The 14,757-nt window shown below is 70.2% G+C and carries 10 protein-coding genes; 7 read left to right on the top strand and 3 right to left on the bottom strand.

What is annotated here, in order from left to right; all coding sequences use genetic code 11:
- Positions 1–88: 88 nt before the first annotated feature.
- Entirely contained in the window at positions 89–3,847 is a 3,759-nt protein-coding gene (locus CES90_RS19125) for an nSTAND1 domain-containing NTPase (RefSeq protein WP_189786016.1), read from the bottom strand.
- Positions 3,848–4,674: 827 nt separating this feature from the next.
- Here CES90_RS19125 and CES90_RS19120 point away from each other — a divergent pair.
- The 6 genes from CES90_RS19120 to CES90_RS19095 all read left to right on the top strand — a co-directional run bounded on the left by CES90_RS19120 (position 4,675) and on the right by CES90_RS19095 (position 10,747).
- Positions 4,675–5,316, top strand: a complete 642-nt coding sequence (locus CES90_RS19120; RefSeq protein ID WP_189786017.1) for a hypothetical protein — start codon at positions 4,675–4,677, stop codon at positions 5,314–5,316.
- Between the two features lie 112 nt (positions 5,317–5,428).
- Positions 5,429–6,289 (top strand): glycine betaine ABC transporter substrate-binding protein, encoded by an 861-nt coding sequence (locus CES90_RS19115; protein WP_229914169.1) that lies wholly within the window; start codon positions 5,429–5,431, stop codon positions 6,287–6,289.
- Positions 6,290–6,365: 76 nt separating this feature from the next.
- Positions 6,366–6,728 carry a hypothetical protein gene (locus CES90_RS19110; RefSeq protein WP_189786019.1) on the top strand — a complete coding sequence of 121 codons (363 nt, stop codon included), beginning with the start codon at positions 6,366–6,368 and terminating at the stop codon, positions 6,726–6,728.
- Between the two features lie 373 nt (positions 6,729–7,101).
- Complete coding sequence (locus tag CES90_RS19105; RefSeq protein WP_189786020.1) at positions 7,102–8,448, top strand: flavin-containing monooxygenase; 1,347 nt, start codon at positions 7,102–7,104, stop codon at positions 8,446–8,448.
- Positions 8,445–9,320 carry an SDR family NAD(P)-dependent oxidoreductase gene (locus CES90_RS19100; protein ID WP_189786021.1) on the top strand — a complete coding sequence of 292 codons (876 nt, stop codon included), beginning with the start codon at positions 8,445–8,447 and terminating at the stop codon, positions 9,318–9,320. Before CES90_RS19105 ends, CES90_RS19100 begins: the two co-directional genes overlap by 4 nt.
- On the top strand, positions 9,317–10,747 hold the full coding sequence (locus CES90_RS19095) for an aldehyde dehydrogenase family protein (RefSeq protein WP_189786022.1): 1,431 nt from the start codon (positions 9,317–9,319) through the stop codon (positions 10,745–10,747). The genes CES90_RS19100 and CES90_RS19095 overlap by 4 nt, the downstream gene beginning before the upstream one ends.
- Positions 10,748–10,794: 47 nt before the next feature.
- On the opposite strand, the gene CES90_RS19090 is transcribed toward CES90_RS19095, so the two are convergent.
- Entirely contained in the window at positions 10,795–11,856 is a 1,062-nt protein-coding gene (locus tag CES90_RS19090) for an AraC family transcriptional regulator (protein WP_189786023.1), read from the bottom strand.
- 227 nt (positions 11,857–12,083) lie between these two features.
- Between CES90_RS19090 and CES90_RS19085 the strand changes: the two genes are divergently transcribed.
- Positions 12,084–12,290 carry a hypothetical protein gene (locus CES90_RS19085; RefSeq protein WP_189786079.1) on the top strand — a complete coding sequence of 69 codons (207 nt, stop codon included), beginning with the start codon at positions 12,084–12,086 and terminating at the stop codon, positions 12,288–12,290.
- A gap of 69 nt (positions 12,291–12,359) precedes the next feature.
- On the opposite strand, the gene CES90_RS19080 is transcribed toward CES90_RS19085, so the two are convergent.
- On the bottom strand, positions 12,360–13,835 hold the full coding sequence (locus tag CES90_RS19080; protein ID WP_189786024.1) for a non-reducing end alpha-L-arabinofuranosidase family hydrolase: 1,476 nt from the start codon (positions 13,833–13,835) through the stop codon (positions 12,360–12,362).
- Positions 13,836–14,757: the final 922 nt, after the last annotated feature.

Here is a 14,757-nt window from a genome sequence, read left to right as displayed (position 1 = left end):
CCCTCCTCCGCCGCCGAGAGCGGGTGAGTACTTCAGCCGGGTTGTCCGACGGCTCGGGCGTGACCAAACCCGAGACCGAGACGCCGCATCACTCGTCGCAAACCTTCCTATAAGGCACAGCACCGACGTACGTCCGCCACTGTGCCCGCGTCAGTTCAGCGCGCCCCGCGCGAGCGCACACCTCGGCGACCGCCCGCCCCGGATCGACGACATAGCGCTGCAGCGGGACATGTGCCCCGGCGGCGTACAGCGTCTTGCCGTCCGGGCTGAAGGACAGGGAGGCGACCGCGTCGCCGGGTGTGGTCAGCGGCTCGCCGAGGGGCTGCTGGGTCTCGGTGTCCCACAGTTGGAGCGTGCCCGCGGTGCCGCCGACGGCCAGGGTGCGGCGGTCGGGGCTGAGCGCCACCGCGCCGACCGATTCCGGGGTGGGGCCGAGCGGGGCGGGGAAGACGTTGGGCAGGATGCCGGCGCGCTGCCGCAGCCGCCCGTCCCACAGGGCGACCCTGCCCGTGACGCCGCCCGCGGCCAGCCGCGAGCCGTCGGCGCTGAAGGCGAGGGCGGTGACCTCGTCGTCAAGGACGAGGTCCCGGTCGGTCACCGGACCCGAGGGCAGGGTGGCCCTGCGGTTGCCCATGACCAGGAGGCGTCCATCGGGGCGGACGGCGAGCGCCAGGCCGGTCACGTCGGCCGGTCCGGTGAGCACCCGGGTGCGGCGGGCGCGTGCGGTGTCCCAGACCTCGGTGCCCAGGACGCCGGAGCGCTGGTCCCGGCCGGCGTAGACGGTACGGCCCGACGGGCCGAGGGCCAAGGTCAGCACGGGGCCGGTCGCTACGGTCGCCAGGTCCACCTCGGCGCGTGCGCGGCCGTGTCGTACGTCCCAGACGGCCAGACGCTGTGGTGACGCTTGGCTGACCGGTGCCGAGACGCCGTAGGCGAACATCGTGCCGTCGGCGTCGAACGCCATCAACGGCAGGGTGTCCGCCGCGACGACCGGCCGACGGGGGTCGCGGGAGACCGGGAGCGTCGGCGCCGGCAGGGTGCGCAGGACGTGGCCGTCACGGGTCGAGCGGATCTGGAAGGTGTAGCGGGACCTGGAGCGCTGGGCGGTGGCGAGGGTGTGACCGTCAGGGCTCAGCAGGAGCTTGTCGAACGGACGGTCCTGCCAGGCGGACGTGACCGCCGCGGTCACGTCGAGGGAGTGGACCGTACCGCCTTCCAGGTAACGCAGGACCGGGCGCGAGGGGTCCCAGGCAAGGCCGCCGTACGGCCGCTGGTTGTTCAGGTCGTGCCGGAACACCGGGGTGTCGGGGACCGACAGCCGCCAGACCCGCACCTCTCTGCCGTCCGCTGTCGCCAGGAAGGCGCCGTCGCCGCTCAGGGCCGTCTGCTGCACGCCTGACTCACTCAGCTCGGCCACTTGGCGGCCGGTACGGGTGTTCCATACGAGGACGCCCGCGGATGACACGGTCAGCAGACGGTCGCCGGAGGCGCTCAGACTCATCGTCGTGCCGGCGTACGTCACGCCGGTGAGCCCGTCGGTCGAGGTGCAGAGGCCGGAGGTGTCCCCCCATTCGCCGAGCAGCCTGCGGTGGCTGGTGACGTCCCAGACCTGCGGTGTGCCGTCGGCGGGGCAGACCGCGACCAGCCGGCCGTCGGCGCTCAGGGCCGGGGCCACCACACCGGGTGACCGGGTCTCGAAGAGGACGCTGCCGTCGTCGACGGAACGCACCCGCACCCGTTCGTCGTCCGACTCCTGGACCAGCGCGCCGCTGCCGATCTCCACCCTCGTCCACAGCGGCATGGGGTTCGAATCCCCCGTCCACCGGCCCGCCCTCGTGTCCCACAGCCGTACTCCGTCGGGTTGGGAGACGGCGAGGACGCGGCCGTCCGGCGCTGCCGCGACCACGTCGCCCTGCGGCAGCCTGCCCGTCCCGGTCTTCTTGTGGGTGTTCACGTCCCAGGTCATCCAGCGGCCGGAGACGGCACTGAGCAGGGTACGGCCGGAGTCGGTGAGGAAGCCGCCGGACTCGGCGCCGGGGGCCGGGTCGGTGAAGGCGTCCTGTTCGGGCTGGGCCAGCGAGCCCAGCAGGGCGCGGCGGGACTCGGGCAACGGGGACACGCGCCAGGCGGCCACGCCGAGCAGCATCGCGGTGCGCGGGTCGGTGGTGCGCAGGCCGTCGGCGACGGAGGCGATGCGGCGAGCGGCGGTGTCCGTGGCCTGCCGCTCGTTGTCGAGGTGCTGGCTCCAGGCGGTCAGGCCCACCACCAGCGCGGTGGCCAGGACGGCGGACAGGGCCGTGAGCAGCGCGCGAGAACGGCGGGCGGTGCGGGTGGCGGCCCGCTGTTCCGCGTCGCGGGCGTCGAGGGCCGCGGTGAGGAAGGCCTGCTCCGTCGCGGTGAGCAGGTCGCCGTCCGGGAACAGCTTCTCGGCACGGGTGAGCGCGTTACCCCGGTACAGGGCGCCGGGGTCGCGGCCGTGCTCCTGCCAGGCGTGGGCCACCGCGGTCAGCCGGCGGTGGTGGCGCAACCGTTCGCGGTCCTCCTCGATCCACTCGGACAGCCGCGGCCAGCAGGTGATCAGTGCCTCGTGGGCGAGCTGGACACCGTCCTCGTCGGCGGTGACCAGGCGGGCGCGGGCGAGCCGGTCCACCACCAGCCGCACATCCGGATTCGGGTAGTCCTGGAGCTCGGTCCGGGTCAGCGGGCGCCGGGTGTCGGGGGTGGTGCCGTGCCCCGGTTCGACCATGCGGAGCAGCAGGTGCCGTGCGGTGCGCGCCTGATCCGCGGTCAGCTGCCCGTACACCTCCTCGGCGGTCGCCGCGATCGCGCCGCGTACCCCGCCGGCCGCCTCGTACGCGGCCAGGGTCAGCAGCCGGCTCTTACGTCGCCGCCACGTCTCCAGCAGGGCGTGCGAGAGCATCGGCAGCCCGCCGGGCTGGCCGTCCACCTCCTCGACGATCCGCGTGGTCAGCTCCCGCTCCACCAGGAGCCCGACTTCCTGCGCCGGTTTGACGACCGCCTCCCGCAGTTCGTCGGCCGTCATCGGACCGAGCAGCAGCCCGGCGCGGCACAGCGCGTCCGCGAGATCCCGGTGTTCGGCACAGCGGGCGTAGAAGTCCGCTCGTACGGAGATGAGCACCTTCAGCCGCCTGTCCGGGTCGCGGGCGGACAGCAGCATCTCGATGAAGCGGGCCCGCTCCCCGGTGTCCCGGCACAGCGTGAACACCTCCTCGAACTGGTCGACCACGACCCAGCTCTCCGGCTCGTCCTCGGCGGGGGCGAGGAGACGGCCGTATGTCTCGGCCGGCCGTGCCCCGGGAGTGAACACCCGCAGCACCGCCGGATGCCCGTGCTCGGCCATCGCCTCCCGCAGCCGCGGAATCAGCCCGGCCCGCAGCAGCGAGGACTTGCCACTGCCGGACGACCCGAACAGCACGGCGAGCCGCTGGTCGCACACGATCCGCCTCAGGTCCTCGACCATCCGGTCACGGCCGAAGAAGAGGTGACGGTCCTCAGGTTCGAAGCGGGCGAGACCCAGGTACGGCGCTGCCGCGTCCGCTTCTTCCTCCCGGACCGCGCCCGTGGTCGCCGCCTCGGCTTCCTGCCAGCGTGGCTCCCAGTCCGCGGGGTCGCCCTCGCAGGCCCGGACGTACCCCTCGACCACGGACCAGGACGGCAGCCGCTCACCGGCGGCCGCCTGGGACAACGTGGTCGGTGCGAAACCGGCCTTCTTGGCCATGGCCCGGTACGAGGGGCTGCCGACGGCCTGGCGTAGCTCCCGCAGCTCGTGCGCGAGCCGCTGGACAGGACCGGCCTCGGGGTCCACAGGTCTTTCAGGACGACCCACCGGGTCCCACCTCCGACGGAGCATGACTGGAGCGAACGGCGACTCGGGGCTACCCCCTGCCGTAGCAGCAGATGCTCTCCGCCCCTGGTGGGGTTCCGATGTTCCGATGACATCGACGCAACATTCCGGCAAAGACGGGACGTGCTCCGCTCACGAGGAACGTTGAGGTCGCCCACAGGAACGAGAGTCGGCCACGGCCACCATCCGTGGGCCATGTCCTCGGTCTGTTCGGCACCCCGGTGACGACGGTCGCGGGAATCGCCTCGGCGTACTCGATCGCCGCGCCCCTGTGGTCCTGGTCGGGGCGGTGGGGCCGACCAGTCCGGGGGCGCTGCCGCACTGTGCGACACCGATGCCGGGCGGCCCTCCGGCCTCCTTCCTGGGATGCACGGGTGACTTGGTGCTGGTGATCTCGTTCATGGTGGTCGCCGCAGCCGTTCCATTTCGGAGTTCCCGCAGGCGGACGAGCGGAGCCTGAACGTGCGGTTCATGGGCATCGACGCGAAGGTGATCCATTCATGGCTGGTCGGCGTCCATTCCTCGGCGGTTGATTTTCGTGATCGAACCGGGGTGCTGATCAACTCCGTGCCGGGCAATGTTGGGTCTCGCCAGCCCGGACCTCCGGCGTCGACCACGCCCGGCGGCCCGGTGAGCGGGCACCAAGAGCCCGACGGCGGCACGCTTCCCCCCTGTGCCGGCCGACGGGCGTCCAGGGCCTCCGGCGGCACGCTCTCCCCCCCTGTGCCACCGGAGGCCCTCACCCACCGCACGGTTTCCGCCGCCGATTCGTCCGGCGGCCGTCTCCTCATCCCCCCAGGGAGCTGTTCATGGAATCCGCACGTCGCGGAATCAAGTCCGTCAAGCGTCTGTCCCGGACCGCCGGGGTCGTCGCAGCTCTCACTGTCGGCGCCTCGTTGCTCGCAGCCCCGCAGGCCTCCGCCGAGGACACCCCCAGCACAAGGCAGCTGCTGGAGGCCTGCAACTGGGCCGACCTCTGCGAGTTCCACCCGCAGAGCTACTCGACGTACACCGGCCCGGCCCACCAGGTGGGAAGCACGGCGTACAACTGCGCGAGCCAGACCAACCCGCACCGGATCGACTGGTCGGACACGACCGCCACCACCAACTCGGTCGGCGTCTCGGTCGAAGTGACCGCCAAGTACTGGCAGACCTTCGAGGTCTCCGTCGAGGCCACCTACCGGCACGACTGGACCGCGTCGCACACCGACACGGAGAGCAACTCGGTCGACATCCCGCCCGGATACAAGGGCTGGGTGGAGCGTGGCACGGCCAAGCAACAGGCCACGGGCTGGTACGAGATCCACTTCCCGAGCAGGTACTACGGCCACTACATCTGGTACGTCCACGACTACCAGGCGTCCGGATCCACCAGTGACCGCCCCGACCTGGACTACGTCAACCTCAAGGACGCGCCGATGACAGAGGGCGAGCGCGCAGCCCACTGCTGAGCCACCCCGCAGACCGGTGTGCGGCTCCGTGAGGCCCGCCGTTCTCGCGGAGCCGTATGCCTCCTTCCTCTGACGACAGAAGTGGTCTTCCGTGATGCCAGGAATACGGCCCGTGCTGCGCACACTCGCTCTCGCCGCCTCCTCGCTCGTCCTGCTGTCCGGCTGTGCCGGCGCGAGCACGAGCGGGACGACCGTGAGCGCCGCGGACAGACAAGAGGCGACGGTGATCGGCACCGACCGCTCCGCGGAGAGCAGGGTGGTGGCGGCTCTCTATGGCGAACTCCTCACCGCCGCCGGGCAGGAGGTTCGGTCAGCGCCCACCACTTACGCATCTGCCGCGGACGCCGTCAAGGCCGTGCTGGCGGGAGAGGTCGGGCTCGCGCCCGCCTACGAGACCGCCACGCTGCGCGCGTTGCCCCGAGGGGACACGCTGCCCGGAAACATGGCGGCGACGCTGAGCATGGCGCTGCCGCCGGGGATCGTGGCGTTGAAGCCGGCGGCCGCGGAGCGCGGTGTGGTCCTCGCCGTCACCCGGGCCACCGCCCGGCGCCACTCGCTGCGCAACCTCGCTGACCTCAGCAGGACCGGCGGTCGCCTCACGCTCGGCGGTCCCGCTTCCACGGACCCGGACGCCCCGTCGGCCTCGTCGCTGAAGAAGGCGTACGGTGTCACCCTCGCCCCTGCCGGCCCCTCGCGCACCGCCGATGTCCTGGCGCTGCGCGGCACTGCCCCATCGATCCGCGAGGACGGCCTGGTCGTGCTGACCGACCCCAAAAGCGTCATACCGCCCGAGCATGTCTTCCCTCTGATCAGCGCCCCCAACGCGGACCCGACCGCTCGCAGGGCCCTCGTCGGCGTCAACGCCCGGCTGACCACGGAGCAACTGGCCGGGCTCGTCGCGTCCGTCGACGCCGGTCGGGCGCCCGGCGAAGTGGCCCGGACCTGGCTGCGTGCCGAGGCCCTGCTGAGCTGAGATCCGGATCCACTTCGATCCGCTACGACCACACCACACGTACGACCACACCACACGAGAAAGTGATGGTTTTGCCATGCGTACTGCCATGAACAGATTCACGGCATCTGCTCTCGCCGTGGGCGCCCTCTGCCTCGGCCTGGCGTTTCCCGGAACGGCCAGTGCGGACCAGGTCGACTCCGTGCAGCTCCAGGTCTGCAACAACAACCCCCGGCTGATGACGTTCTTCGTCGTCGGCTTCAACCAGTACCACGACCGGACCGGCTCACGATTCTGGGAAGTCCAGCCGAACTCCTGCACCACGGCGTCGGAATACTGGTGGCAGTCGAACCGTTCGGTCGAGTTCTACTACCAGCGGTCCGACATCGGCTGGCACAGCACGATCGTGTACATCCCTGCCCAGGACGACGGCGCCACCTGGACCTATTCGACCTCATGACGGCGCCTCGCCGTGCCGTGCCCGGTCCCGCCGACCGCAAGCCGGTCGGCGGGACCGCCGCATCGACGGCTGTGGCCGCCGGGATCCGACGTCAGCGCGGCGACCGCCGAAGGCAAAAGGATCAACCTGCGGACGGCAACGGGTAGCGCCGTCCGCGACACCGCCCGCACGGCAACCGCGGCCCCCTCGGTCACCACGACCGAGGGGGCCGCGCTCACTCCTGCCCGGCTGGACCGCATCCGGCCCGGTCCCGACGCCGAGGCCCGTCTCTGGCCGCTGCGGTCCCCTCTGTGGCCGCGGGAGTCAGTTCCCGCCGACCGCCCGGTGCGTAGGTTCCCCACATCGTGAGAGATCGGGGAAAGGAGGCGGGCTGGTGAGTGAGTACCAGTACGACACCTGCGTGATCGGTGCGGGACCCGCAGGGCTGGCGGTCGCGAGGGCGCTGGCCGAGCGGGACCTGCCGTACACGCACATCGAGCGCCACACGGGGCCGGGCGGGCTGTGGGACATCGACAACCCCGGCAGCCCTATGTACGAGTCGGCCCACTTCATCTCCAGCAAGTCGCTCTCCGGCTTCGGCGGCTATCCGATGCCGGACCACTTCGCCGACTACCCGCCGCACCGGCAGATCCTGTCCTACCTGACGTCCTTCGCCGAGGCATACGGACTCAGGGACCGGATCGAGTTCGGCACCGAGGTCCGCAGCGTGGACAAGAATCCGGACGGCACCTGGACGGTCACCCGGGCCGACGGCCGGGCCGGCACACACCGGCAGGTCGTCGTGTGCACGGGCGCGCAGTGGCACCCCAACGTCCCCGACCTGCCCGGCGACTTCACCGGAGAGATCCGCCACACGGTCACCTACCGCAGCAGCGCTGAACTGCGGGGCAAGCGGGTGCTGGTGGTGGGTGCGGGGAACTCCGGGCTGGACATCGCCTGCGACGCGGCGCGGTCCGCCGATTACGCGGCGATCAGCATGCGACGTGGTTACTGGTTCATCCCCAAGCACCTGTTCGGCCGGCCGGTGGACACCATCGCCGCGGGCGGCCCCCACCTGCCGATGTGGCTGCAGCAGAAGCTGTTCGGCGGCCTGCTGCGACTGATCAACGGCGACCCGCGCAGGCTCGGTCTGCAAAAGCCCGACCACGAGCTGTTCGAGACCCACCCGGCCATCAACTCGCTGCTGATCCACCACCTCCAGCACGGGGACATCACGGCCAGGCCCGGCATCGCACGCACCGAGGGCCGGACGGTGCACTTCACCGACGGCACCAGCGACGACTTCGACCTGATCCTGCTGGCCACGGGATACGTCCACAAAGTCCCCGTGGCGCAGAAGTACTTCGGCGACGAGCAGCACCCCGACCTCTATCTGTCCTCCTTCTCCCGCGAGCACGAGGGCCTGTTCGGGGTCGGCTTCGTGGAGACCAACTCCGGGGCCTACCAGCTCTTCGACAACCAGGCCCAGTTGATCGCGTCCTACATCCGGGACGCGCGGGCCGGGCTGCCGACCGCCGAGCGGTTCGCCCGCATGATCCGCAGTGACCGGCCGGACCTGTCCGGCGGACTGAAATTCGTCGACTCGCCGCGCCACACCGGCTACGTCCACAGCGACGCCTTCGTGAAGTACCTCGGCAAGGTCGCCGAGGGGATGGGCTGGCGTACCGCGGGCCTGCCGCCTCGGGCAACGTCCGTACGACAGGAAGCGGTGGCGTCATGACGTACGACTTCCGTGACAAGGTCATCCTGGTGACAGGCGGCGCCGGAGGCATCGGCAGCGCCCTGTGCCACCGCTTCGCCGCAGGCGGTGCCCGCCTCGTCGTGGTCGACATCGACGAGGCGCGGGCCAAGCGGACCGCCGCCGATCTGCCGGGGAGCGGGCATGCCGGGCTGGGCTGCGACCTGCTGGACCACGCCGCGGTGGAGCGGATGCTCGACATCGTCGCGGCCACCCACGGCCGTATAGACGTCCTGGTGAACAACGTGGGTATGACCAGCGCCGAACGGTTCGACGTGCGCAGCGTCGAGAGCATCGAGCGGGAGATCGACCTCAACCTGGTCTCCCCATTGGTCACCACCCGGATCGCCGTCCCGCTGCTGCGGGCCTCCGGCGACCCCCGGGTCATCACGACCGTGTCCCTCGGCGGGATCTTCCCGCTGGGCGAGACCCCCATCTACACCGCCGCGAAGTTCGGGCTGCGTGGCGCGATGCTCGCCATCGGGCTGGACCTGCGAGGCAAGGGCATCCAGGCGGGTTCGGTGCTGCCGTCGGCGACCGACACGCGGATGCTCCGTCAGGAGGCCGTCGACGGCGGGAACTCCATGCAGTTCCAGGACGCACCGCAGCAGCCGTCCGATGTCGTCAGGGCGGTCGTGAGCCTGCTGGACAAGCCCCGCCTGGAGTCCTACGTCCGGTCCGGCGAGTCCCGGCTGGTGCGGTTCGCGATGCTGGCGCCGAACCTGCTGCCCAGGCTCTTCCCGCTGTTCCGCAAGCGGGGTGAGCGGGGCATGGCCCGCTATCTGGAGGACCTGCGCCGCAGAGGGCTGGCCCGCCAGGTCGGCGGCCGGTGGGAACTGATGGAGGAAGCATGAACGGGACGGACATCATGGGCATCGAGGAGACGCTCGACGTCGTCAATCCCACCACAGGTCAGCTGATCACGACCGTACCGGCGGCGAGCGAGCAGGACGTCGTGCTGGCGGCCGAGCAGGCGCACAAGGTCTTCGAGAGCGGCGTCTGGGCCGGCCGGTCCCCGCGGGAGCGAGCCGCTGTCCTGCTGCGCCTGGCCGACCTCATGGAGCGCCACGCCGGGTTCCTGGCCCGGCTGGACTGCGAGGACGCGGGCAAGCCGATCACGGAGTGCCGTACGGGCGACGTGCCCGGGGCGATCGAGTCGATCCGCTGGTTCGCGGAGGCGGCCGACAAGGTCTTCGGCCGCGTCGCCCCCACCGGTCACGAGAGCCTGGGCCTGGTGAGCCGGGAACCGGTCGGGGTGGCCGCCGCGATCCTGCCCTGGAACTACCCGCTGGCCATGGCCGCCTGGAAGGTCGGCCCCGCGCTCGCCGCGGGCAACTCCCTGCTGCTCAAGCCCGCCGAGGCCACCCCGCGCTCCACCCTGCACCTTGCCGCTCTGGCGGCCGAGGTGGGCCTACCGGACGGTGTGCTCACGGTGCTGCCCGGCCGCGGCTCCGTCACCGGCAGGGCGCTCGCCCGCAACCCGCTCGTGCGCGCACTGTCGTTCACCGGGTCCACCGCCACCGGACGCCGCATCCTGGCCGACGCGGCGGAGACCAACTTCAAGCGGGTCTCCTTGGAGATGGGCGGCAAAAGCCCCCAGATCCTGATGGCGGACGCGCTCGAGTACGGCGACGAACTGATCGACAACATGATCGAGGCCGCGTTCTTGACCATGGGGCAGAACTGCACCGCCGGCTCCCGCGTCCTGGTCCACCACAGCATCGCCGAGGAAGTGCTGGACCGGTTCACCGCCGCCGCGAAGAGCCTCACCATCGGCGACCCCGCCGACGTACGCACCCAGGTGGGGCCGCTCATCAACCGTGCCGCCTTCGACCGGGTCGCGGCGGCGGTGGACGCGGCCCGCTCCGCAGGGGCTCACGTCCACACCAGCGGGCTGCCGCACGGGCTGCCGGCGCGCGGTGCCTACTACCCGCCGACCGTGATCAGCCGGGCCCCGGCGGGCAGCGACGTGCTCACCAAGGAACTGTTCGGCCCTGTTGTCACCGTCCAGACCTTCACCACGGAGGGCGAGGCGGTGCACTTGGCGAACGCCACCGAATACGGGCTCGCCGCCTCGGTGTGGACCCGTGACCTCGACGCCGCGCTCCGGCTCGCGCGGGGCATCGAAGCCGGTGTGGTTTCCGTCAACGCGTACAGCGAAGGCGACATCACCACGCCCTTCGGCGGGTGGAAGCAGTCGGGGTTCGGTGGCGCGGAGAAGTCCACCGACGCCTTCGCGCAGTGGACCAGAGAGAAGACCGTCTGGATCCGCACGCGTTGACCCGGTGACCCAGGGCGCGGTGGCGCGGCGGCGCGTGGGCACTCCCTTTACTGCACTCCGGCCTCCCCGCGCAGCCGGGCCGGGGCCACCCCGTGCCAGCGGTGCACCGCCCGCCGCAGTGCTCGCACGTCGGAGAAACCCGCCTGTCGGGCGATGTCCCGCAGGGTCAGTTCTGGCCGGCGCAGCAGCTGCTCGACCCGCTCGCGGCGTACTCCGTCGACTACCGCCTCGTACGTCGTGCCGCACTCGGCCAGACGACGGCGCAGTGTGCGCTCGCTGGAGGCGTGCCGTCGGGCCTGCTCGACGAAGGACGGCACGTCGGGCAGGCTCTGCGCGATCGAGATCTCCAGGACCTCCAGCAGATCCTGCTGATCGCGCCTCGACGCCGCCTGCTCCTCCAGGAGCTCCACGACGGCGGCGTAGGTGACCCGGTCGTGGCCCGGCATCGGCCGCGCGGCCCACGCCGTGGGGAACACCAAGCGGTTCCCCACGGCGTCGAACCGTACCGGGCAGCGGAACAGCTCGGTGAACGGCCCGAAGTCGCGTGGCGCGGGGAAGGCGAACTCGACGCTCTGCGGGGTGAATTCCTCCCCGGAACTCAGCCGTGTGAGGGTGACGACGCTGGCGAACGCCTCTTCCACCAGGAAGACCGCGACCGCCGGATCGAGGGCGGGATCGGGCAGCTCGGCCCGCAGCACGTAGCCGACTTCCTCCGGACCGGCCGACCAGACCACCATCGCCCCGGACAGGTTCTGGAAGCGCACACCCGTCTCGATGGCTTCCCGCAGCGTGTCGGCGGCCATCTGGGCGAATCCCAGGAGACCCCAGGAGGTCAGGTGCTGCGCGGCACCCACCCGCAGGCCCAGGTGAGCGTCACCGGTGAGCTCCAGCGCACGCCGGATGACGGCACTGCCCTGGCGGTAGGAGACCCGCAGCGCCGCCGAGCGCATCATCGCCTCGTCCAGCCCGACCCGGCTCAGCTCGGGCCGAAGGTCCACTCCGTACCCGTCGGTGACCGGCGTGAGGCAGCGCAGGATGTTCGGCGGGATGGTCGCCGAAGTGCTGCGACTGGTTCCCGGGGACTGCGCCGGGGCGGGGCTGTCGGGCATGGCGTTCCTCGTGGCCGGGCGTTGCTCGCTGCGCACACAGTAGGCACTCTTCGACAGGTGCGCTGTCCACGTGGGCCCCGCCCGGGGCCGAACGGAGCCTCGGTGAATCTCGCCGTTGAATGTTGGTACGGGGCCCAGTTGGTCGGGCCGGCGTTGCCGCCGTCGGCGTCTCGGCCTTCATCGTCGCCGGCACGTCACCCGGAACTGCGTGGGGACGCGCGGGCGGTGTGGCCGAGCGCCTCGAAGTACTCGACGGGACCGGCATGCCGGGGATCCCGTTCCGGCTGTACTCCGGTGGGGACCCAGCCGAATGCGCTCGCCGCGCGGGCCAGAGTATCGAGGTCCTCTTCCGCGACTACGCCAAGTTCCTGGACGGCGTCCGGGAGCAGGCCGGCTGCCTCATCGAGCAGTCCATGCGAGCGAAAGGCGCCTGAGGGCGGGCCCGGCCTTACGCCGAGCCCGCCACGCCGGCTCCCTACCGGGGCCGGACCCGAGTCATACCGTCAGCGCTGCCGTGTCAGCAGACCCGGACGGTAGGGCCAGAAACCGTACTCGCCGCCGGAGTTGGGGCTGCGCCCCTGGTAGAGCAACTGCAGATTGCAGGGGTCGACGGTCATGGTCTGATCAGGGCTGGTGCGGATCAGCTCGCCATGGCTGATGTCGTTGGTCCAGGTGGCGCCACTGTTGGCCTTGCCGGCGAAAGGATTGCTCTGGGTCGCGGCCTGGGGTGTCCATGAGCCGTTCAGACTGGTGGCCGTGAACGAGCGGAAGTAGCGGCCCTGCGAGCCGATCGCCTCGACGATCATGAGGTAGCGGTTCTGGCCCTGGAGCTTGTAGACCTGAGGGGCCTCGAACAGGTTGTCCCTCGTATCGCTCATGATCACTGTCGAGGTTGAGCCGAAGCTGCCCGGGAAGTTCCCGATCGGCATACTGGCCCGGTAGATCTTGCCGTTGTCACCGGCGAAGAACAGGTACATGTTCGTCCCGTCGGCGATGAGCGTCTGGTCGATGGGTCCGGTTCCGGAGTCGGAGATGCTTCCGGAGAAGAGCACCTGCTCGGATGACCAGCCATTCGGGTTGGTGGGGTCGCTCGACGTCCGGTAGACGAAGGCGGTCCTGCCCCACTGGTAGGCGAGCACCCAGATGTTCTTCGGCGCGAAGTAGAAGAGCGTGGGCGCGACCGTGGAAGCCGACATCGTGTTCTGGCTGGCCGAGGCCATCTCCGACCAGTTGGTGAACGGGGTGAAGTTCATCGAGCCCCAGGCCCTTCCCGTTCCCGCGGCGCCGTGTGTCGTCGCATAGACGAGCTGCTTGCCGTTGTAGGGGACGACGGTGAAGTCCTTGAGCGAGGCCCACCCCGGCTTGGGCTGCGCCAGCGGGCCCGTTGACGTCCAGCGGTATGTCGACGGGAGATCGCACGCGCCGGGGTTGTCGGCGCCGACCTTGACGAGCTGCCACTGCTGGTTGCTGCCGCCCCAGTCGTCGTACTGGACGATGTTCGCGTTGTCGGCGGTGGAGGCACCTTGTACTTCGAGGGCCTTGTTGCTGTGGCGCGAGATGAGCCGCACGTAGCCATCAGAGCTGTCGGCCAGCCGCCACTGCTGGTTGGTGGCGTTCAGGTCGGCCCACTGGACGATCGAGCCGCCGTTCGCGGTGGACCAGTTGTTGACGTCCAGCACCTTGCCCGAGTGCCGGGACTTGATGCGGTAGTAGCCGCCCCCGGAATCGACGAACTGCCACTGCTGCTGGTTCTGATCGTTCCTGGCCCACTGGGTGATGCGGGCGCCGTCGCTGGTCGCCATGTTGTAGACATCCAGGGCTTTGCCGCTGTTGCGGTTGACCAGCACATACGAGGCGTTGGGGTCTACGGTCGCCGCGCTGGCGGGCTGGGCGCCGAGGAAGGCAGCCACGAGCAGCAAGGGCGCAAGGACGGCGAGTAAGCGTCTTGGACGAACCGGGGACGGGTGGCGAAACCACATCAGAGGGCCTCCTTGGGGGCGGGGTGAGGTGACGCCGATGAACCGCGAAGCGGCCGTACCGGGGCCAGGGGACAGCTTCGAAACATTCGAAGAGATCCCCGAACCTTTGACGCCACAAGCTAGGAATGCAGGGCCCTCTGGTCAAGGTCTGTCGCCGATCTGTCCACAAACAGTTCCTCCCCTTTGGGCTTGGCGAGCTGTCGCGCCGACCGGAAGCACTCCGGAAGTTCGCGATACGGCTCGCCAGTCCAAGGGGCCGCGTCCAAGGGTCCGCGCAGGGAGGGATGTTGAGCAAGCAGCGTCCGCACACTCGTACTGGTTCCGGTCCGGCCCTACGGGATCCGCCGAAGGCGGCGCTGAACGGCCCGTCGTCCGGCTCGACGGGATTCCGAAAGTTTCGGGATGGAAACGGAAACATTCTCTGCGGTGAGTATTGACGATTCACTGTCAATCCCGCAATCTTCCCTCCCTGGGTGACCGGCCACAGTTCGGGATTTCGAATCATGCCGGTCCTGAGTAAACGGTGCTGCACGGCAGATCACGCACATCATCTGCACCGCAGATCCGCGCACCGAAGCACCTGCGCCACCCCGTTCCGTTCCGGTGAGGTTCGCACCGGCGCATCCTGGCTCTTCTTGCAGTTGGAGAGGTACGCGACGCCGCGTGACGGTCCCCCGGCTGAGCCGCGATGGAGTGCCCCCATGCCTGTGTCAAAACACCACCGCTCCCCGCCGTACGTCCCCCGACGGCCGACCGGGTGCCGTCCGTGCCGGTTGAGATCGTCCCGGTCCCATGACCGCGGTGTCCGGTGATTCCGTGCTGCCCGGGTTCCGGCTCGCCCCGTCCGTCTGCCGAGTGGGAGCGGACGACGCATTCCCCTGCGCTTCAGTCCTTCCGTGATTTCTACCTTGGAGGCACAGTC

Origin of the sequence: Streptomyces capitiformicae (genome assembly GCF_002214185.1) — a bacterium.
Taxonomy (GTDB): Bacteria; Actinomycetota; Actinomycetes; order Streptomycetales; family Streptomycetaceae; genus Streptomyces; species Streptomyces capitiformicae.
This window is presented reverse-complemented; position numbering and strand designations above follow the sequence as displayed.

Coding starts and splice junctions, on each gene's coding strand:
- CES90_RS19120 (WP_189786017.1), top strand. CDS start 4,675: ATGGAATCCGCACGTCGCGGAATCAAGTCCGTCAAGCGTCTGTCCCGG.
- CES90_RS19110 (WP_189786019.1), top strand. CDS start 6,366: ATGCGTACTGCCATGAACAGATTCACGGCATCTGCTCTCGCCGTGGGC.
- CES90_RS19100 (WP_189786021.1), top strand. CDS start 8,445: ATGACGTACGACTTCCGTGACAAGGTCATCCTGGTGACAGGCGGCGCC.
- CES90_RS19095 (WP_189786022.1), top strand. CDS start 9,317: ATGAACGGGACGGACATCATGGGCATCGAGGAGACGCTCGACGTCGTC.
- CES90_RS19090 (WP_189786023.1), bottom strand. CDS start 11,856: ATGCCCGACAGCCCCGCCCCGGCGCAGTCCCCGGGAACCAGTCGCAGC.
- CES90_RS19080 (WP_189786024.1), bottom strand. CDS start 13,835: ATGTGGTTTCGCCACCCGTCCCCGGTTCGTCCAAGACGCTTACTCGCC.